This window comes from Pauljensenia sp. 20925_1_34 (assembly GCF_041432775.1).
In the GTDB taxonomy this organism is placed as follows: domain Bacteria; phylum Actinomycetota; class Actinomycetes; order Actinomycetales; family Actinomycetaceae; genus Pauljensenia.
The window spans coordinates 24,653-38,069 of sequence record NZ_JAPWAG010000010.1; the positions used below are offsets into that span (position 1 = coordinate 24,653).

Annotated in this window: 8 protein-coding genes and 1 CRISPR repeat array (1 of these 9 only partly in view); all 8 genes read left to right on the forward strand. The window is 64.0% G+C overall.

Annotation, left to right across the window (positions count from 1 at the left end):
- Positions 1-323 precede the first annotated feature (323 nt).
- Positions 324-3,320, forward strand: a complete 2,997-nt coding sequence (gene cas3 / locus O3669_RS05525; protein WP_371523952.1) for a CRISPR-associated helicase Cas3' — start codon at positions 324-326, stop codon at positions 3,318-3,320.
- On the forward strand, positions 3,317-4,987 hold the full coding sequence (casA, locus tag O3669_RS05530) for a type I-E CRISPR-associated protein Cse1/CasA (RefSeq protein ID WP_371523953.1): 1,671 nt from the start codon (positions 3,317-3,319) through the stop codon (positions 4,985-4,987). Before cas3 ends, casA begins: the two co-directional genes overlap by 4 nt.
- A 95-nt stretch (positions 4,988-5,082) precedes the next feature.
- Entirely contained in the window at positions 5,083-5,634 is a 552-nt protein-coding gene (gene casB / locus O3669_RS05535) for a type I-E CRISPR-associated protein Cse2/CasB (protein WP_371523955.1), read from the forward strand.
- A 48-nt stretch (positions 5,635-5,682) separates the two neighbouring features.
- Positions 5,683-6,807, forward strand: coding sequence for a type I-E CRISPR-associated protein Cas7/Cse4/CasC (gene cas7e, locus O3669_RS05540; RefSeq protein ID WP_371523956.1), 1,125 nt, complete (start codon positions 5,683-5,685; stop codon positions 6,805-6,807).
- Entirely contained in the window at positions 6,804-7,532 is a 729-nt protein-coding gene (gene cas5e, locus O3669_RS05545) for a type I-E CRISPR-associated protein Cas5/CasD (RefSeq protein ID WP_021610633.1), read from the forward strand. The genes cas7e and cas5e overlap by 4 nt, the downstream gene beginning before the upstream one ends.
- A 53-nt stretch (positions 7,533-7,585) precedes the next feature.
- Positions 7,586-8,281, forward strand: a complete 696-nt coding sequence (cas6e, locus tag O3669_RS05550; protein WP_371523979.1) for a type I-E CRISPR-associated protein Cas6/Cse3/CasE — start codon at positions 7,586-7,588, stop codon at positions 8,279-8,281.
- Complete coding sequence (gene cas1e, locus O3669_RS05555) at positions 8,278-9,240, forward strand: type I-E CRISPR-associated endonuclease Cas1e (RefSeq protein WP_371523957.1); 963 nt, start codon at positions 8,278-8,280, stop codon at positions 9,238-9,240. The genes cas6e and cas1e overlap by 4 nt, the downstream gene beginning before the upstream one ends.
- Complete coding sequence (gene cas2e, locus O3669_RS05560; protein WP_371523958.1) at positions 9,237-9,641, forward strand: type I-E CRISPR-associated endoribonuclease Cas2e; 405 nt, start codon at positions 9,237-9,239, stop codon at positions 9,639-9,641. Before cas1e ends, cas2e begins: the two co-directional genes overlap by 4 nt.
- 18 nt (positions 9,642-9,659) lie before the next feature.
- A CRISPR array of direct repeats spans positions 9,660-13,417; the repeat unit is 28 nt; unit sequence GTTTTCCCCGCCCGCGCGGGGATGAGCC (it continues 971 nt past the right edge of the window).

The window sequence follows — 13,417 nt, forward strand, 5'->3', positions numbered from 1 at the left end:
GAGTGCGTGTGGCGGCTGTGGCTGCCGTGTTCCCCGGGTGGGGATGATCCTATGCAGTGCATCAGGTGGCGCATGGCGAGGGCGTTTTCCCCGCGAAAGCGGGGATTTTTCTGTGTGTCGCGCCCGGTTTCGTTGAGTTGTGCAAAAAAATCGGAATATGCATTGTATAAGAGTCTCTGCGGTGTTATAGTTACCCCATCAGCTCCGTTGGGGGCGAGGCGATCTCCATAAGGTCGTCGGGCTCAACAATTTCAGAGTAACCAGTCTCACTTATGTTAGCGCGTTTGGTTGCTTGGAACACGTATTTGCTCGAGGTAGAGAAGATGGCCCGCAAGAAGACACGTGCTAGTGCGCCCGTCGTGCAGGAAGCACGGCGCGCGCCCGATTTTCCCCCTGCGCTGAGCGACCTTGATGCATCGGGATTGTCTGCTCGTGCTCGGTGTTTCTGGGCAAAGACTGGAGACGGTGCGCGTGCGTGGCTTTCTGTCGTCCAACACTTGATGGATGCCGCAGACGTCGCGGGATATTTGTTCGACGAGTACCTGAGCGCGCATCATCGTCGTCTCATGGCTTCTGTGTGGGACGGGGACCAAGCGAAGGCGCGGGCGGCGTTCGTGTTCCTGGCAGGGGTGCACGATGTGGGAAAAGTGGATTGTCGCTTCGCATGTCAGCACCAAGACCTTGCCGAGCTGATTCGGCACCAAGGCCTCGTAGTGATGCGAAAGAAGGACTACGCAGAGCGAGCGTTTCTCCCTCACGGCCTTGTCAGTCAGTTTGCGCTACAGGATGCGGTAGCTGCTGGGGGAGGGGATGCCAGGCGTGCCCACCAGTGGGCAATCCTTGTTGGTATCCACCACGGACGTTATCCGGACTCGGAAGCTGTGCGGGTCGCGCATCTGCAGTACAAGTATCAAGAAGGGTCGGTGGCCGACGACCCTCGATGGGGACAGGCGCGCTCGGAGATTCTTGAGTGGATGGCGCGACGTAGCGGCTTCCCCCTCATCGCCCCTGGGACGGCGTTGCCGGAATTACCCATCGCGGTTGCCTCTGCCTACGCCTCGGCGCTCGTCATCGCGGACTGGCTTGCCTCGAACGAGGACTACTTCCCGTTGCGTCCGCGTCCCGACAAAGCAGATGGAAAACGTACGATTCGCGGTTATCCAGAGCTGAGCGCCGACCAGCAGCGCGAGCGTGCCGAGCGCGGCTGGAAGCGAGCGGCTTTCCCGTCGCCCCTGCGCCCACCCTCCTCGCTCGCCGACGCGACCACTGACTTGTACCGGCGCCGCTTCGGGTGGCCGGCCTCGTACCAGCCGACCTGCGCCCAGCGCGAGGCTGTGGACATCGCCTCCACGGAGGACCCGGACCTTATGATCGTCGAGGCCCCGCCCGGCTCTGGGAAGACCGAGCTGGCCTTCGCAGTCGCCGAGGTGCTCATGCGCGCTCGGGGGCTGCAGGGCGTGTTCGTCGCGTTGCCCACGCAGGCCACGACGAACGCAATGTTCGAGCGCGTGACGAGCTGGCTCACCAGCATCCTGGGGGACGAGCCTCAGAAGCTGGGCATCCAGCTCGCGCACGGAAAGAACAACCTCAATGAGTCGTTCGTGAAGCTCCTCGACAGGGGCAAGAGTCCCCTCGAGGTGCACGACGACGAGGAGGACATGGGCCTGCATGCCAGCCGGTGGATGGGGCAGAGGTGGCGCTCGACACTGTCTCCCGTCGTGGTCGGCACGATCGACCAGGTGCTGCTCGCAGCCCTGAAATCCCGACACGTTCTGGTGCGCCACCTGGGGCTCATGGGCAAGGTGGTCATCATTGACGAGGTTCACGCCGCCGACGAGTACATGGAGACCTACCTGGAAGCCGCCCTCACGTGGCTCGGCATGTACGAAATCCCCGTCGTTCTGTTGTCCGCGACCCTGCCGCCCGCGCGTCGCCGCGCGCTTCTGGACGCCTATCGACGAGGCCGTGGCTCATCGGGCGAAGGGGCTCAGTTGGTCGAGGGCATGATCGGATATCCGGTCATCTCGACGGTGTCAGCTACGGGTGTGCACGTCCACGAGATTACTGGTGAGGCAGAGGTCCCCAAGCGGATCATCCCGACATCGGTGGGATCCCCCCAGGAGATCGCGGAACTGCTGGACCGCGAGCTAGCTGATGGCGGATGCGCTGTCGTTATTCGCAATACCGTCCGCGAGGCGCAGGAGACCTATGACGCGGTGAAGGCCGTGTTTGGACGCGAGCAGACGACCCTGCTGCACTCGCGCTTCCTGGCAGCTGAGCGTGCGGCGCGTGACCGTCGGATGCTCGAACTCTTTGGCAAGGGGGCCACACAGCGTCCCCAGCGTCACGTCGTCGTCGCAACACAGGTGATTGAGCAGAGCCTCGACGTCGATTTCGACCTCATGCTCACGGACCCCGCGCCCATGGACCTGATCCTGCAACGCATCGGGCGACTGCATCGACATGAGCGAGCGGATCGTCCTGTGGGGCTGCGCGAGGCCCGATGCCTGGTGCTGGTGGAGGACCTCTTTGCTGTGCCGTGGGCCTACTCCACCGGGACAGATCATGTCTACTCGCGACATGCGGTCCTGCGAACCCTCGGAATCCTCTCGGATCGTGGCGAGATTAGGGTCCGTGAACCCGTCGACTACGCGCAGCTCACCGAGCTGGCGTACTCCAACGTAGAAGCCGTCGGACCTGCTCAATGGGCCGATGCTTTCGACACCGCGCTCGACGAACGAGAACGAAGTACCGCGCAATCACGGATGCGGGCAAGTACGTGGTGCCTCGACGGCGCGAATCTTCCACGATGGCAGGCACCCGAGCTCGAAGAGAAGCTCCAAGGAAACGCTGCCACGGGGGAGGAGACCAAGGGACCGGGAGTTGCCGCAGCTCGCGCCGCGGTGCGAGACGGCGAAGACCAGATACCCGTCCTCGTCGTCGCGATTGATCCCGAGCTGGGCAACGTCCCGGTGCCGCCACCCCTCACCGGAGGGGCCACCGACGATGAAGAACTTGAGGTCGGCGAATACAACGCTCGAGGGCGCATCGCCGACATCTGCTCGTGGAGTATCTCCCTGCCGCCGTGGGCGTTGCGCACTCGCGGGCAGAGCGTCGACCAGGCGGTGGACGCAGTTGCAGGTGCCATCTGGGATGATCCCATTACGGCGGAATGGGCGTGTCGCGAGCACCCGTTCCTGGCGGGAGAACTGATCCTCGCGATGTACAAAACCCCCGGCGGGGAGCGCCTCACGCGCGACCTGTGCGGACACACATTCACATACTCCACAGAAAAAGGAATGGAGGTGCAGGGTCAATGAAGAACCCTGAGTACAACCTGCTCGACGAGCCATGGATACCCGTCCGGCTCCTCGACGGGACCATCGCCGACGTCGGGCTGCTGGAGCTTCTTCGGCGCACGACAGAGATTGCCGATCTCGCGTGTGAGCTACCGACGCAGAGCATCGCGATCCAGCGACTCGTTTTGGCCATCGGGTATCGTGTGGCACCACCGCGCGATGCACGCGACTGGGTCAGGCAGTGGGACGAAGGCGCTCCGACGGAACAGATGATCGAGTATCTCGAACGGTGGAGAGACCGCTTCTTCCTGTTCGGCGGTCGTTTTCCTTTCATGCAGGTTGCGGATTTGCGGACCGCGAAGGACTCGGTGTCCGGGCTTGAAAAACTGATTGCGGACGTTCCCAACGGCGAGCAGTTTTTCACCGCTCGACATGGGCGTGCTCTCGCGTGTATTCCCCCGTCGGAAGCTGCTCGCTGGATGGTTCACGCGCAGGCGTATGATCCGTCGGGCATCCGTTCAGGTGCAGTCGGTGATTCTCAAGTCAAGGGAGGGAAAGGCTATCCGATCGGCCCATCGTGGTGCGGTCACCTTGGACTCGTGTGGCTCAAGGGCAAGGATCTGGACGAGACGCTGGTCCTGAATTTGGTTCCCACCGATGCCGCACAATTGCGTGGCGTCGAAAGCTCAACCGAGTGGGGAACATGCAGTTGGGAGGATCCAGAACCGGAGAGTGCGGTGCGCGGAGACTACTCGCTGCTCGATCCGTCAGGCACCCCCCGAGACATCAGCATTCCGCGCCTGCTCACGTGGCATTCGCGCCGCGTCAGGCTCGTGGGGAACCGCGAGGGTGTCACGGGCGTCGTCCTTGCTCAGGGAGACAAACTAGCGCCGCAGCAGATGCATCGTTATGAGCCGCAGAGTTTGTGGCGTTACTCGACACCGCAGTCCAAGAAGTTCAAGCAGGACGTCTACATGCCTCGTAAATACGAGGCGGGTCGCGCGCTCTGGCGCAATCTGCCCGGAACCCTTCCCACCGTGACGACCGTGCAGGGCGTGGACAAGCAGCCGAAACAGGAGTTCCTCCCCTCGGCGACGCTTTCCTTCCACTACCAGCTCGACAACGCCTCGATCGAGACCACCTATCCCAAGGTGATGCGGATTCAGGCTGTTGGCGTCACCTACGGGCCGCAGGAAGCGACATTCGAAGATATCTACTCGGATGAGCTGACGCTGTCGGTCGCTGTCATGCGAGTTGAACACGAGGATCTGTCAGCCGAAATCGACCGACAGGTGCGCCTGACCGAAGAGATTGCCAGAGACGTGGGGAATCTTGCGGCGAATCTCGCGCGTGCGGCGGGCGAGAGCGGAGAGGGTGCCGGTGACGGGGCCCGAGACCGCGCCAAGGAACTCTTCTTCAGTGCAGTCGACACCGATTTCAGGACGTGGCTGACCCAGGTTGATGGCCGCGAAGGTGCGCGGGACGCTGGACGTCGGTGGGAATGTTCCCTGCGTCAGCACGCCGTTGGCATCCAGGGGGCGCTTGTGAGGGGCGCGTCGTCGTCGGCAATCATCGGCCGGGATACCGGCAGGGGGTACATGAACGTCGGTATCGCTGAAAACTACTTTCGGGCGGCGCTCAACAAGCATCTCCCGTTACAGAAAACCAATCAGGAAGGAACGAAATGACCAGCAATGATGCTGCTCCGGAGACTCCTCCGGATAGCGGTGCAACAGGGTTGTCGACGCGCGGCGCGGTGTATGGCCGTGTCGGTGGGGTGATCGTGAATCGACTCTGGAAGGAGACTCCGTCGGCACGCGCTCTTCGCGCGCAGCTGAGGGGAGCACTTTCACGAGAAGCCGGAACGGTGCCCGAGCTGTGGGACCTCACGCTCGATGGCCGCCCCGGCTATCTGGGCGACGAGCCGACCAGAGGCGAGAAGGCTGTTCATGGTGCTCTTACTCTCTGGGCGCTTCACCAGGGATCGAATACGAGGCCGATGCACGACACGTCGGATCGTCCGCGCAGCTTCGCTTCCGCGATCCGAGTCGTAGCCGAGGGACAAAGCGGCGACAAGCGGGCCGAGGAGACCCCAATCTATCGGCGTTTTTCCGCGGCTGTTCAGGCCCCTACCTTCGAGGGGCTTCTCGTGCATCTGCGTTCGCTCGTCTCTCAGCTCGAGGCTGCCGAGATCCCCTGTGATTACGCGCAGCTGGCAGCCGACCTTTACACGTGGCAGGACCCGCGTCATCGCACGTCTGTCATGCGCAACTGGGGGCGTCAGTTTGCTCGTCCCGCTGAAACTATCCAGACCGACTCTGCCTCTGACGAGTGACGTCGAGGCGCCGCAATCAAACAAGCTTCATTTGTGAAAGGAAAGACAATGTCCGTCTTCGTTGATATCCACGTTCTGCAGACCCTCCCTCCCTCGAACCCGAACCGTGATGATACGGGTGCTCCGAAGACCGCCACCTTCGGCGGAGTCCAGCGTATGCGCATGTCGTCGCAGGCCATCAAGCGTGCGACGCGTGAGGACTTCGAGGGAAAGATCGCCGATGGAAATTACGGTGTGCGCACGAAGAAGATTGTCGAGCTAGTTGCGCGTTCAATCGTCGATAAGCGTCCGGACCTCGACTCGCAGTCTGTCGACCTCGCCGAGATGGGGCTGAAGGCCATCGGTTTCAAGCTTGCTAAGCCGAACAAGAATAAGAGCGACAAAGAGCTGGAGGAAGCCGGATTCCTCGTGTTCCTGTCGGCCAAGCAGATCGAGCACGTCGCAGATGCGTTGATTTCGGTTGCTCACGAGGATGATCCTGCGGCAGCGTTCAAGGAGCTGAAGCCGCGTAGCCTCGTGAATACGGATCACTCTATCGATATTGCTCTGTTCGGCCGTATGGTCGCCGAACCGAATGCTCTGAACGTGGATGCTGCCTGCCAGGTTTCCCACGCGATCGGTGTCGGAGCGGTTGAGCGCGAGTATGACTACTACACGGCTGTCGACGACGAAAAGAAGCGCAGCGAGGAAGCCGACGAGGGTGCCGGCATGATCGGTACGATCGAGTTCGCTTCGGCGACGGTGTACCGCTATGCGACGATCAACGTTGGTATGCTTCGCGAAAACCTGGGAGACGATGCGGTTGTGGATCGTGCCATTGAGCTCTTCGTGGATAGCTTTGTTCGGTCGATGCCGACCGGTAAGATCACGACGTTCGCGAACCGTACTCTGCCCGACGCTGTCCTGGTTCAGGTGCGCAACGATCAGCCGATCAACATGGCGGGCGCCTTCGAAGACCCGATCGTCGCGGGGCAGCGCGGTTTCGCCGAGCCTGCCGTCAAGCGTTTCGTCGAGTTCGAGTCCAAGCTGCGCGACCTCACCGGTCTTGAGCCCGTCGCCTCTCTCGCCACGTGGACCACGCCTCGGGGCGAGGGTTTCTCCGCACTGGGTGCCCAGGTTCGCCTGGTCGATCTGGGCAGCGCGACGGTGGACGCTGTGCGAGGCGAGCGATGAGTTCGGTACTCGTCTTGCGACTGGCTGGCCCCATGCAGTCGTGGGGCTCATCCAGTCGATTCACGCGCAGGTCGACGGAGGCTTTTCCCACGAAAAGCGCGCTGGTCGGTCTGCTCGCGGCGGCGCAGGGACGCAGGCGCAGCGATCCGATCGAGGACCTGGCCGAGCTTCGTTTCGCCGTGCGGGTCGACCAGCCAGGGCAGTTGCTCCGCGACTTTCATACGGCGCATCGGGGTGATACATCGATGCCTCTTTCCGACCGCTTCTATTGGGCGGATGCGACGTTCGGCGCCTTCGTTGAGGGACCGGATGACGTGATCGAGGGGTTGTCGCAGGCGATCCTCCGACCGGTGTTCCCTCTGTACCTCGGTCGTCGCTCGTGTCCGCCAACCATGCCCTTGCGCCTCGCCGTGCGTCGAGGGGAGGCATGGGAGGCCGTGCGGGAAACACCGTGGATGGCCTCGGCGTACTACCAAAAGAAGCAGCGCTACGAGCAGTACGTGTCCGTCCGCGTCGTTGCCGATCAGGGGATTATCCCTTCCGACGTGGGTGTCTCGTTCGAGCACACCATCCAGGACGTGCCGATCAGCTTTGACTCCGAACGCCGTACCTACACTCTGCGAACTGTCGAGGAGGCGCGCGTCGATCTGGAGAATCCGCAGTATGTGGAGGCGCGGCCGAACGCCGGCCCGGGCCTCGTCCATGACCCGATGGAGGTGCTCTGATGTATTTGACACGCATCTACCTCAACCCGCACCGCAGGGGTGCTCGGCAGCTCATGCGGAGCCGTCAGGTTCTGCATGCGGCCGTCATGAATTGTTTCCCGCCGGGCGCCTTGGAGGGTGCTGGGATGCCTCGCGTGCTGTGGCGCCTGGATCGTCCTCCATTCGCGAGAAGTGGTCCTTCTCGGCAGGGGAGCCCCTCGTGTGCGCTCTTCATCTCGAGCCCGGTTCCCCCGGATCCCTCGCATATCGTGGAGGAGGCTGGCTACGCGACCGAGGGCGGGGTAGTCGTCCGCGACATGGGTGATTTCCTCGATCGGCTTGAGGCCGGCCAGAGGTGGGGGTTCCGTCTCTGTGTGAATCCGACGTTCCGTGAGGCGAGTCAGGTCAATGCGCGGGGACGTAGGAAGGTCCTCGCTCACGTGACCCAGGATCAGCAGACGCAGTGGGTCTTGGATCGCTCTGAGCGGCTCGGGTTCCGTGTGTTGACTTCTGCCGAGTACGGTGGGGACCTGCCCGTCCTGGAGGACCAGAACGGACAACGTGTCGATGGGTCAAACCTCTTGATTAATGGGGTTGAACGGGGTATTGCCGAGTTCAAGCGCGGGAGTTCTCGCGTGACCCTTGCGCTTGCTACTTTCGAGGGCGTGCTCGAGGTAACGGATCCGGATGCACTGCGCCACGGCCTCGTCCATGGGGTAGGCCGAGGTAAAGCATATGGCTGCGGTCTGATGACCCTGGCTCGGCCATGAGACCGATCCCCGGGGCGAGGCCCCCTGACCCGAAGGACTTGGTGCGCGTCCGGGATCGCCTGACGTTCCTATACGTCGAGCGGTGCACGATTAATCGTGATTCGAATGCGATTACGGTGGCGGACGGGCATGGGATCGCCCACGTCCCAGCGGCAGCGCTGTCGGTGCTGCTGCTGGGACCCGGGGTTCGGATCACGCACTCGGCGGTGTCTGTCCTGTCCGAGAGTGGCTCGACCATCGTGTGGGTGGGCGAGAACGGGGTGCGGTACTACGCGCACGGCACCCCGCCCTCGCGCTCCTCGAGGCTGCTCGAGGCGCAGGCTCGCGCGGTGAGTGACCCATCGATGCGGCTAACCGTCGCCCGCACCATGTACCTCATGCGTTTCGCGGGCGAAGACGTGTCGAAGCTGAGTCTTCAGCAGTTGCGCGGACGCGAGGGAGCTCGCGTGCGCCGCCTGTATCGCGAGCACTCCCAGCGCACAGGGGTGCCCTGGGATCGGCGAGAGTATGACCCCGACAACTTCGACGACGGTTCGGTGGTCAATCAAGCATTGTCGGCGGCGAATTCCGCGATCTATGGCGTTGTTCATGCGGTGATCGTTGCGCTGGGGTGTAGCCCGGGGCTGGGATTCGTGCACAACGGAACCTACCGTTCTTTTGTGTATGATATCGCGGACCTGTACAAGGCCGGCCTGACGATCCCTATCGCGTTTGACGTTGCCGCGTCGCCGACGGACGAGGCTGTGGGCAGTGCCGCGCGGAAGGCCGTCCGTGATGCGGTTCGAGAGTTTCGGCTTCTCGAGAGGTGCGTCGCGGACATCAAGCAGCTGCTCTCCGTGTCTGGTGCCTTGTCTGTCGATGACGACGAGGACCTGATCGTGGACGATCTGCGCCTGTGGGACGACCGTGAGGGCACAGTTGCCGCGGGCGTGTCCTATGAGGAGGGCGATTCCGGGTGATCGTCTTGGTCCTGTCCGCGGTACCCGAAGGCCTGCGGGGGCACGTAACCCGGTGGCTTATGGAGATTTCTCCCGGGGTGTTCGTAGGGACTCTCAGCGCCCGCGTCCGCGAGCGCCTGTGGGAGATTGTCACGGAGAACATGAAGACAGGACGTGCCGTGATGGTCTATCGTGCGCGCAACGAGCAGGGCCTCGCTTTCCTGACGTGGGGAGATCCCTGGAAGCCCGTCGACTTCGAAGGACTGACTCTGATGATGCGTCCCTATTACTCAGAGGGACGAGGCCAGTATTCCGAGCCTGATCCTGCGGCGCGTCACTTGCGTAAGCGGCGCTCAATGAGTAACTTCCAGAGGAGACGGCAATCTCAAGGGTTTCCAAGATCTGACCGATCCGCTCGATAAAAGCGCAGGTCAGAAAGTGTTTTCCCCGCCCGCGCGGGGATGAGCCGTGGGCACAGATTACCGAGGCCGCGTGCTACGGGTTTTCCCCGCCCGCGCGGGGATGAGCCCACGCACCCAGGCGTCATGCGCGCATGGGCGCGGTTTTCCCCGCCCGCGCGGGGATGAGCCCGCGTATACCTTTCGACAGGCCCGTGGTCAAGTGTTTTCCCCGCCCGCGCGGGGATGAGCCCCCCGGACGCCACAAACGACCGGTGAGTACCTTGTTTTCCCCGCCCGCGCGGGGATGAGCCGTTGACAGGCACCTAGCACCTTGATAGACTTAAGTTTTCCCCGCCCGCGCGGGGATGAGCCTAGATTCGAGTGTATTACGTGTAATAAAAATGCGTTTTCCCCGCCCGCGCGGGGATGAGCCCACTTTGGTGGTCCTGGTTTGTATTCGACAGGGGTTTTCCCCGCCCGCGCGGGGATGAGCCCATGCAACCTATCCTCCCAAACTATCCACATCTGTTTTCCCCGCCCGCGCGGGGATGAGCCGGGGGGTAGAAGCGAGTTTCAGGGGGTGGGCAGGTTTTCCCCGCCCGCGCGGGGATGAGCCCGATCTTTGTGAACTGAATTACACACGGGGGCAGTTTTCCCCGCCCGCGCGGGGATGAGCCGCCCGCGGCGTCGAGGCGGGCGAGTGCCGCTCGGTTTTCCCCGCCCGCGCGGGGATGAGCCTGCCCGTCTGGTGCTTGCCAAACGTGCGTTGCCGTTTTCCCCGCCCGCGCGGGGATGAGCCGTGCCCACGCATCCTGAGTGTGACTCAGAGTTTGTTTTCCCCGCCCGCGCGGGGATGAGCCATACCCCCCTGAAAAATCAACACACAATGCATTGTTTTCCCCGCCCGCGCGGGGATGAGCCCCCCGGACGGACGCCACAAACGACCGGCGAGTAGTTTTCCCCGCCCGCGCGGGGATGAGCCCCCAGCTCCCAGCCGATAGACTTAAGTCACCAAGTTTTCCCCGCCCGCGCGGGGATGAGCCGCTTATCAAGTTGACAGGCACCTAGCACCTTGGTTTTCCCCGCCCGCGCGGGGATGAGCCGGGGGTGAAAGTCGCTGAGATGGCCGTAGCGTAGTTTTCCCCGCCCGCGCGGGGATGAGCCGTCAAAAGCAGCGATGAATACGCTAGCCTGTACGTTTTCCCCGCCCGCGCGGGGATGAGCCGTGAGGAGACAAGAGTGAGTTATATCGACCAGAGTTTTCCCCGCCCGCGCGGGGATGAGCCCGGCTCCAGCCTCACCTACCAGAACGTAAACGAGTTTTCCCCGCCCGCGCGGGGATGAGCCTCATCTCGACGCCGGGACCCGGTCTGACCGTAAGTTTTCCCCGCCCGCGCGGGGATGAGCCCTTGCGCGTGTACATCGTCGCGCCCGTGATCGTGTTTTCCCCGCCCGCGCGGGGATGAGCCCGCGATCGCGCCCCTGGCTGCACTGGCCGCTGCGTTTTCCCCGCCCGCGCGGGGATGAGCCGCCTCCAATGCCCACAGCAGCGGCCAGTGCAGCGTTTTCCCCGCCCGCGCGGGGATGAGCCTCACGGGCGTGACGTTGTTTGTCCAGAACTCAGGTTTTCCCCGCCCGCGCGGGGATGAGCCTCGGTCGTAGAGGCGGCTCCTTCCCCCTGGTCAGTTTTCCCCGCCCGCGCGGGGATGAGCCGGGCATCGTACAGCTCTTGATTCGGGTGATGGAGTTTTCCCCGCCCGCGCGGGGATGAGCCCCAAAGCACCAACGCCGGCGTTTTCGCCAGGTGGTTTTCCCCGCCCGCGCGGGGATGAGCCGCTGCAGAGGGCGCGGGCCGCAGCTTCACGACGGTTTTCCCCGCCCGCGCGGGGATGAGCCCCGCGTGTGTGTGTGCGAGGGTGAGGCGACAGGGTTTTCCCCGCCCGCGCGGGGATGAGCCCTGAAAAAAGTCAAGGTTTTTATGGTGTGAAACGTTTTCCCCGCCCGCGCGGGGATGAGCCTCGGCTGGCCAAAATCCGACCTCACCAAGGCTGGTTTTCCCCGCCCGCGCGGGGATGAGCCCAGTTGTGTGCCCGCACCATCCTTGATGGTGCGGTTTTCCCCGCCCGCGCGGGGATGAGCCCACCCCGACAGGCACAGTCGCCCGCCGGACAGCGTTTTCCCCGCCCGCGCGGGGATGAGCCCTATGGGCTGCCAAGAGCCTACCCGCTCTCATAGTTTTCCCCGCCCGCGCGGGGATGAGCCTGAGGGGCTGCGGCGTTTGGTTCGCGACGCTGTTGTTTTCCCCGCCCGCGCGGGGATGAGCCCGACAAGACCGAGACCCCGCGCATCAAGCACGCGTTTTCCCCGCCCGCGCGGGGATGAGCCGCACCGTGACATCACGGGATTCGAGTCCGCATGGTTTTCCCCGCCCGCGCGGGGATGAGCCCTGCCTTGGGGCGCAGGACTGCGCCGCCGTAGAGTTTTCCCCGCCCGCGCGGGGATGAGCCCAAAGACGATCAAGCTCAACATCTTTGAGCTGTGTTTTCCCCGCCCGCGCGGGGATGAGCCTTGTCTTTGTCTGCGCGGATCCCGTGACGGTGAGTTTTCCCCGCCCGCGCGGGGATGAGCCCTCACGGCCCCTAAGCGGTCCCCAACCGATCCGGTTTTCCCCGCCCGCGCGGGGATGAGCCACTGCGGCCTCTGCGTCGTTGCTTCGACGCAGCGGTTTTCCCCGCCCGCGTGGGGATGAGCCTCGGCGTCCTACAAGACGCCCACCGGGTCAATGGTTTTCCCCGCCCGCGCGGGGATGAGCCAGGCAAGACCCTGCTCGTTGCGCGCCCGATAGACGTTTTCCCCGCCCGCGCGGGGATGAGCCCCGGGTGTTCACGAACGCGGGCGCCCGCGCGATGTTTTCCCCGCCCGCGCGGGGATGAGCCGCCGTCGATCACCAGGCGACCGGCGGGCGTGAGGTTTTCCCCGCCCGCGCGGGGATGAGCCGCCGGGGCCAGCGCGTCATTCACCGCGCCCCTAGTTTTCCCCGCCCGCGCGGGGATGAGCCGAAACGGCGACTTGCCCCAGCCACGAGGCCGCGGTTTTCCCCGCCCGCGCGGGGATGAGCCTTGGGAAGAATGGCTCACGTTCATCGCGAGTTTGTTTTCCCCGCCCGCGCGGGGATGAGCCCTGCTCCTGCGATGGCCTGAATTTCGCGGGTATGTTTTCCCCGCCCGCGCGGGGATGAGCCCGTACAGGGGCACCCAAAAAACAGAGATTGAGGGTTTTCCCCGCCCGCGCGGGGATGAGCCGCTGGCCGTCCTCGTCCACGACCACCAGCGTATGTTTTCCCCGCCCGCGCGGGGATGAGCCGTCGGCGCGGTCCTGCTCGGTCCAAGCGGCGACGTTTTCCCCGCCCGCGCGGGGATGAGCCGGCGGCGGTTGCGGCGATCCGAGCGCCGAAGGTGTTTTCCCCCGCCCGCGCGGGGATGAGCCGAAGCCGCCGAGCGCGACCCGTACAGCGACGAAGTTTTCCCCGCCCGCGCGGGGATGAGCCCGGACACGCCGGCGGCAGCCACACGATCGCGCGGTTTTCCCCGCCCGCGCGGGGATGAGCCCAGTGTTGTTGTGCCGTTTCAGGCCCAATGGCGGTTTTCCCCGCCCGCGCGGGGATGAGCCCGTTGGAGGAGGCTCTTGCCCGTGACCCTCACGGGTTTTCCCCGCCCGCGCGGGGATGAGCCGGACAGGGAGTGCCTCACCAACGGCACGACCAAGTTTTCCCCGCCCGCGCGGGGATGAGCCTTCGT

Coding starts and splice junctions, on each gene's coding strand:
- cas5e (WP_021610633.1), top strand. CDS start 6,804: ATGAGTTCGGTACTCGTCTTGCGACTGGCTGGCCCCATGCAGTCGTGG.
- cas7e (WP_371523956.1), top strand. CDS start 5,683: ATGTCCGTCTTCGTTGATATCCACGTTCTGCAGACCCTCCCTCCCTCG.
- casA (WP_371523953.1), top strand. CDS start 3,317: ATGAAGAACCCTGAGTACAACCTGCTCGACGAGCCATGGATACCCGTC.
- cas6e (WP_371523979.1), top strand. CDS start 7,586: ATGCGGAGCCGTCAGGTTCTGCATGCGGCCGTCATGAATTGTTTCCCG.
- cas1e (WP_371523957.1), top strand. CDS start 8,278: ATGAGACCGATCCCCGGGGCGAGGCCCCCTGACCCGAAGGACTTGGTG.
- cas3 (WP_371523952.1), top strand. CDS start 324: ATGGCCCGCAAGAAGACACGTGCTAGTGCGCCCGTCGTGCAGGAAGCA.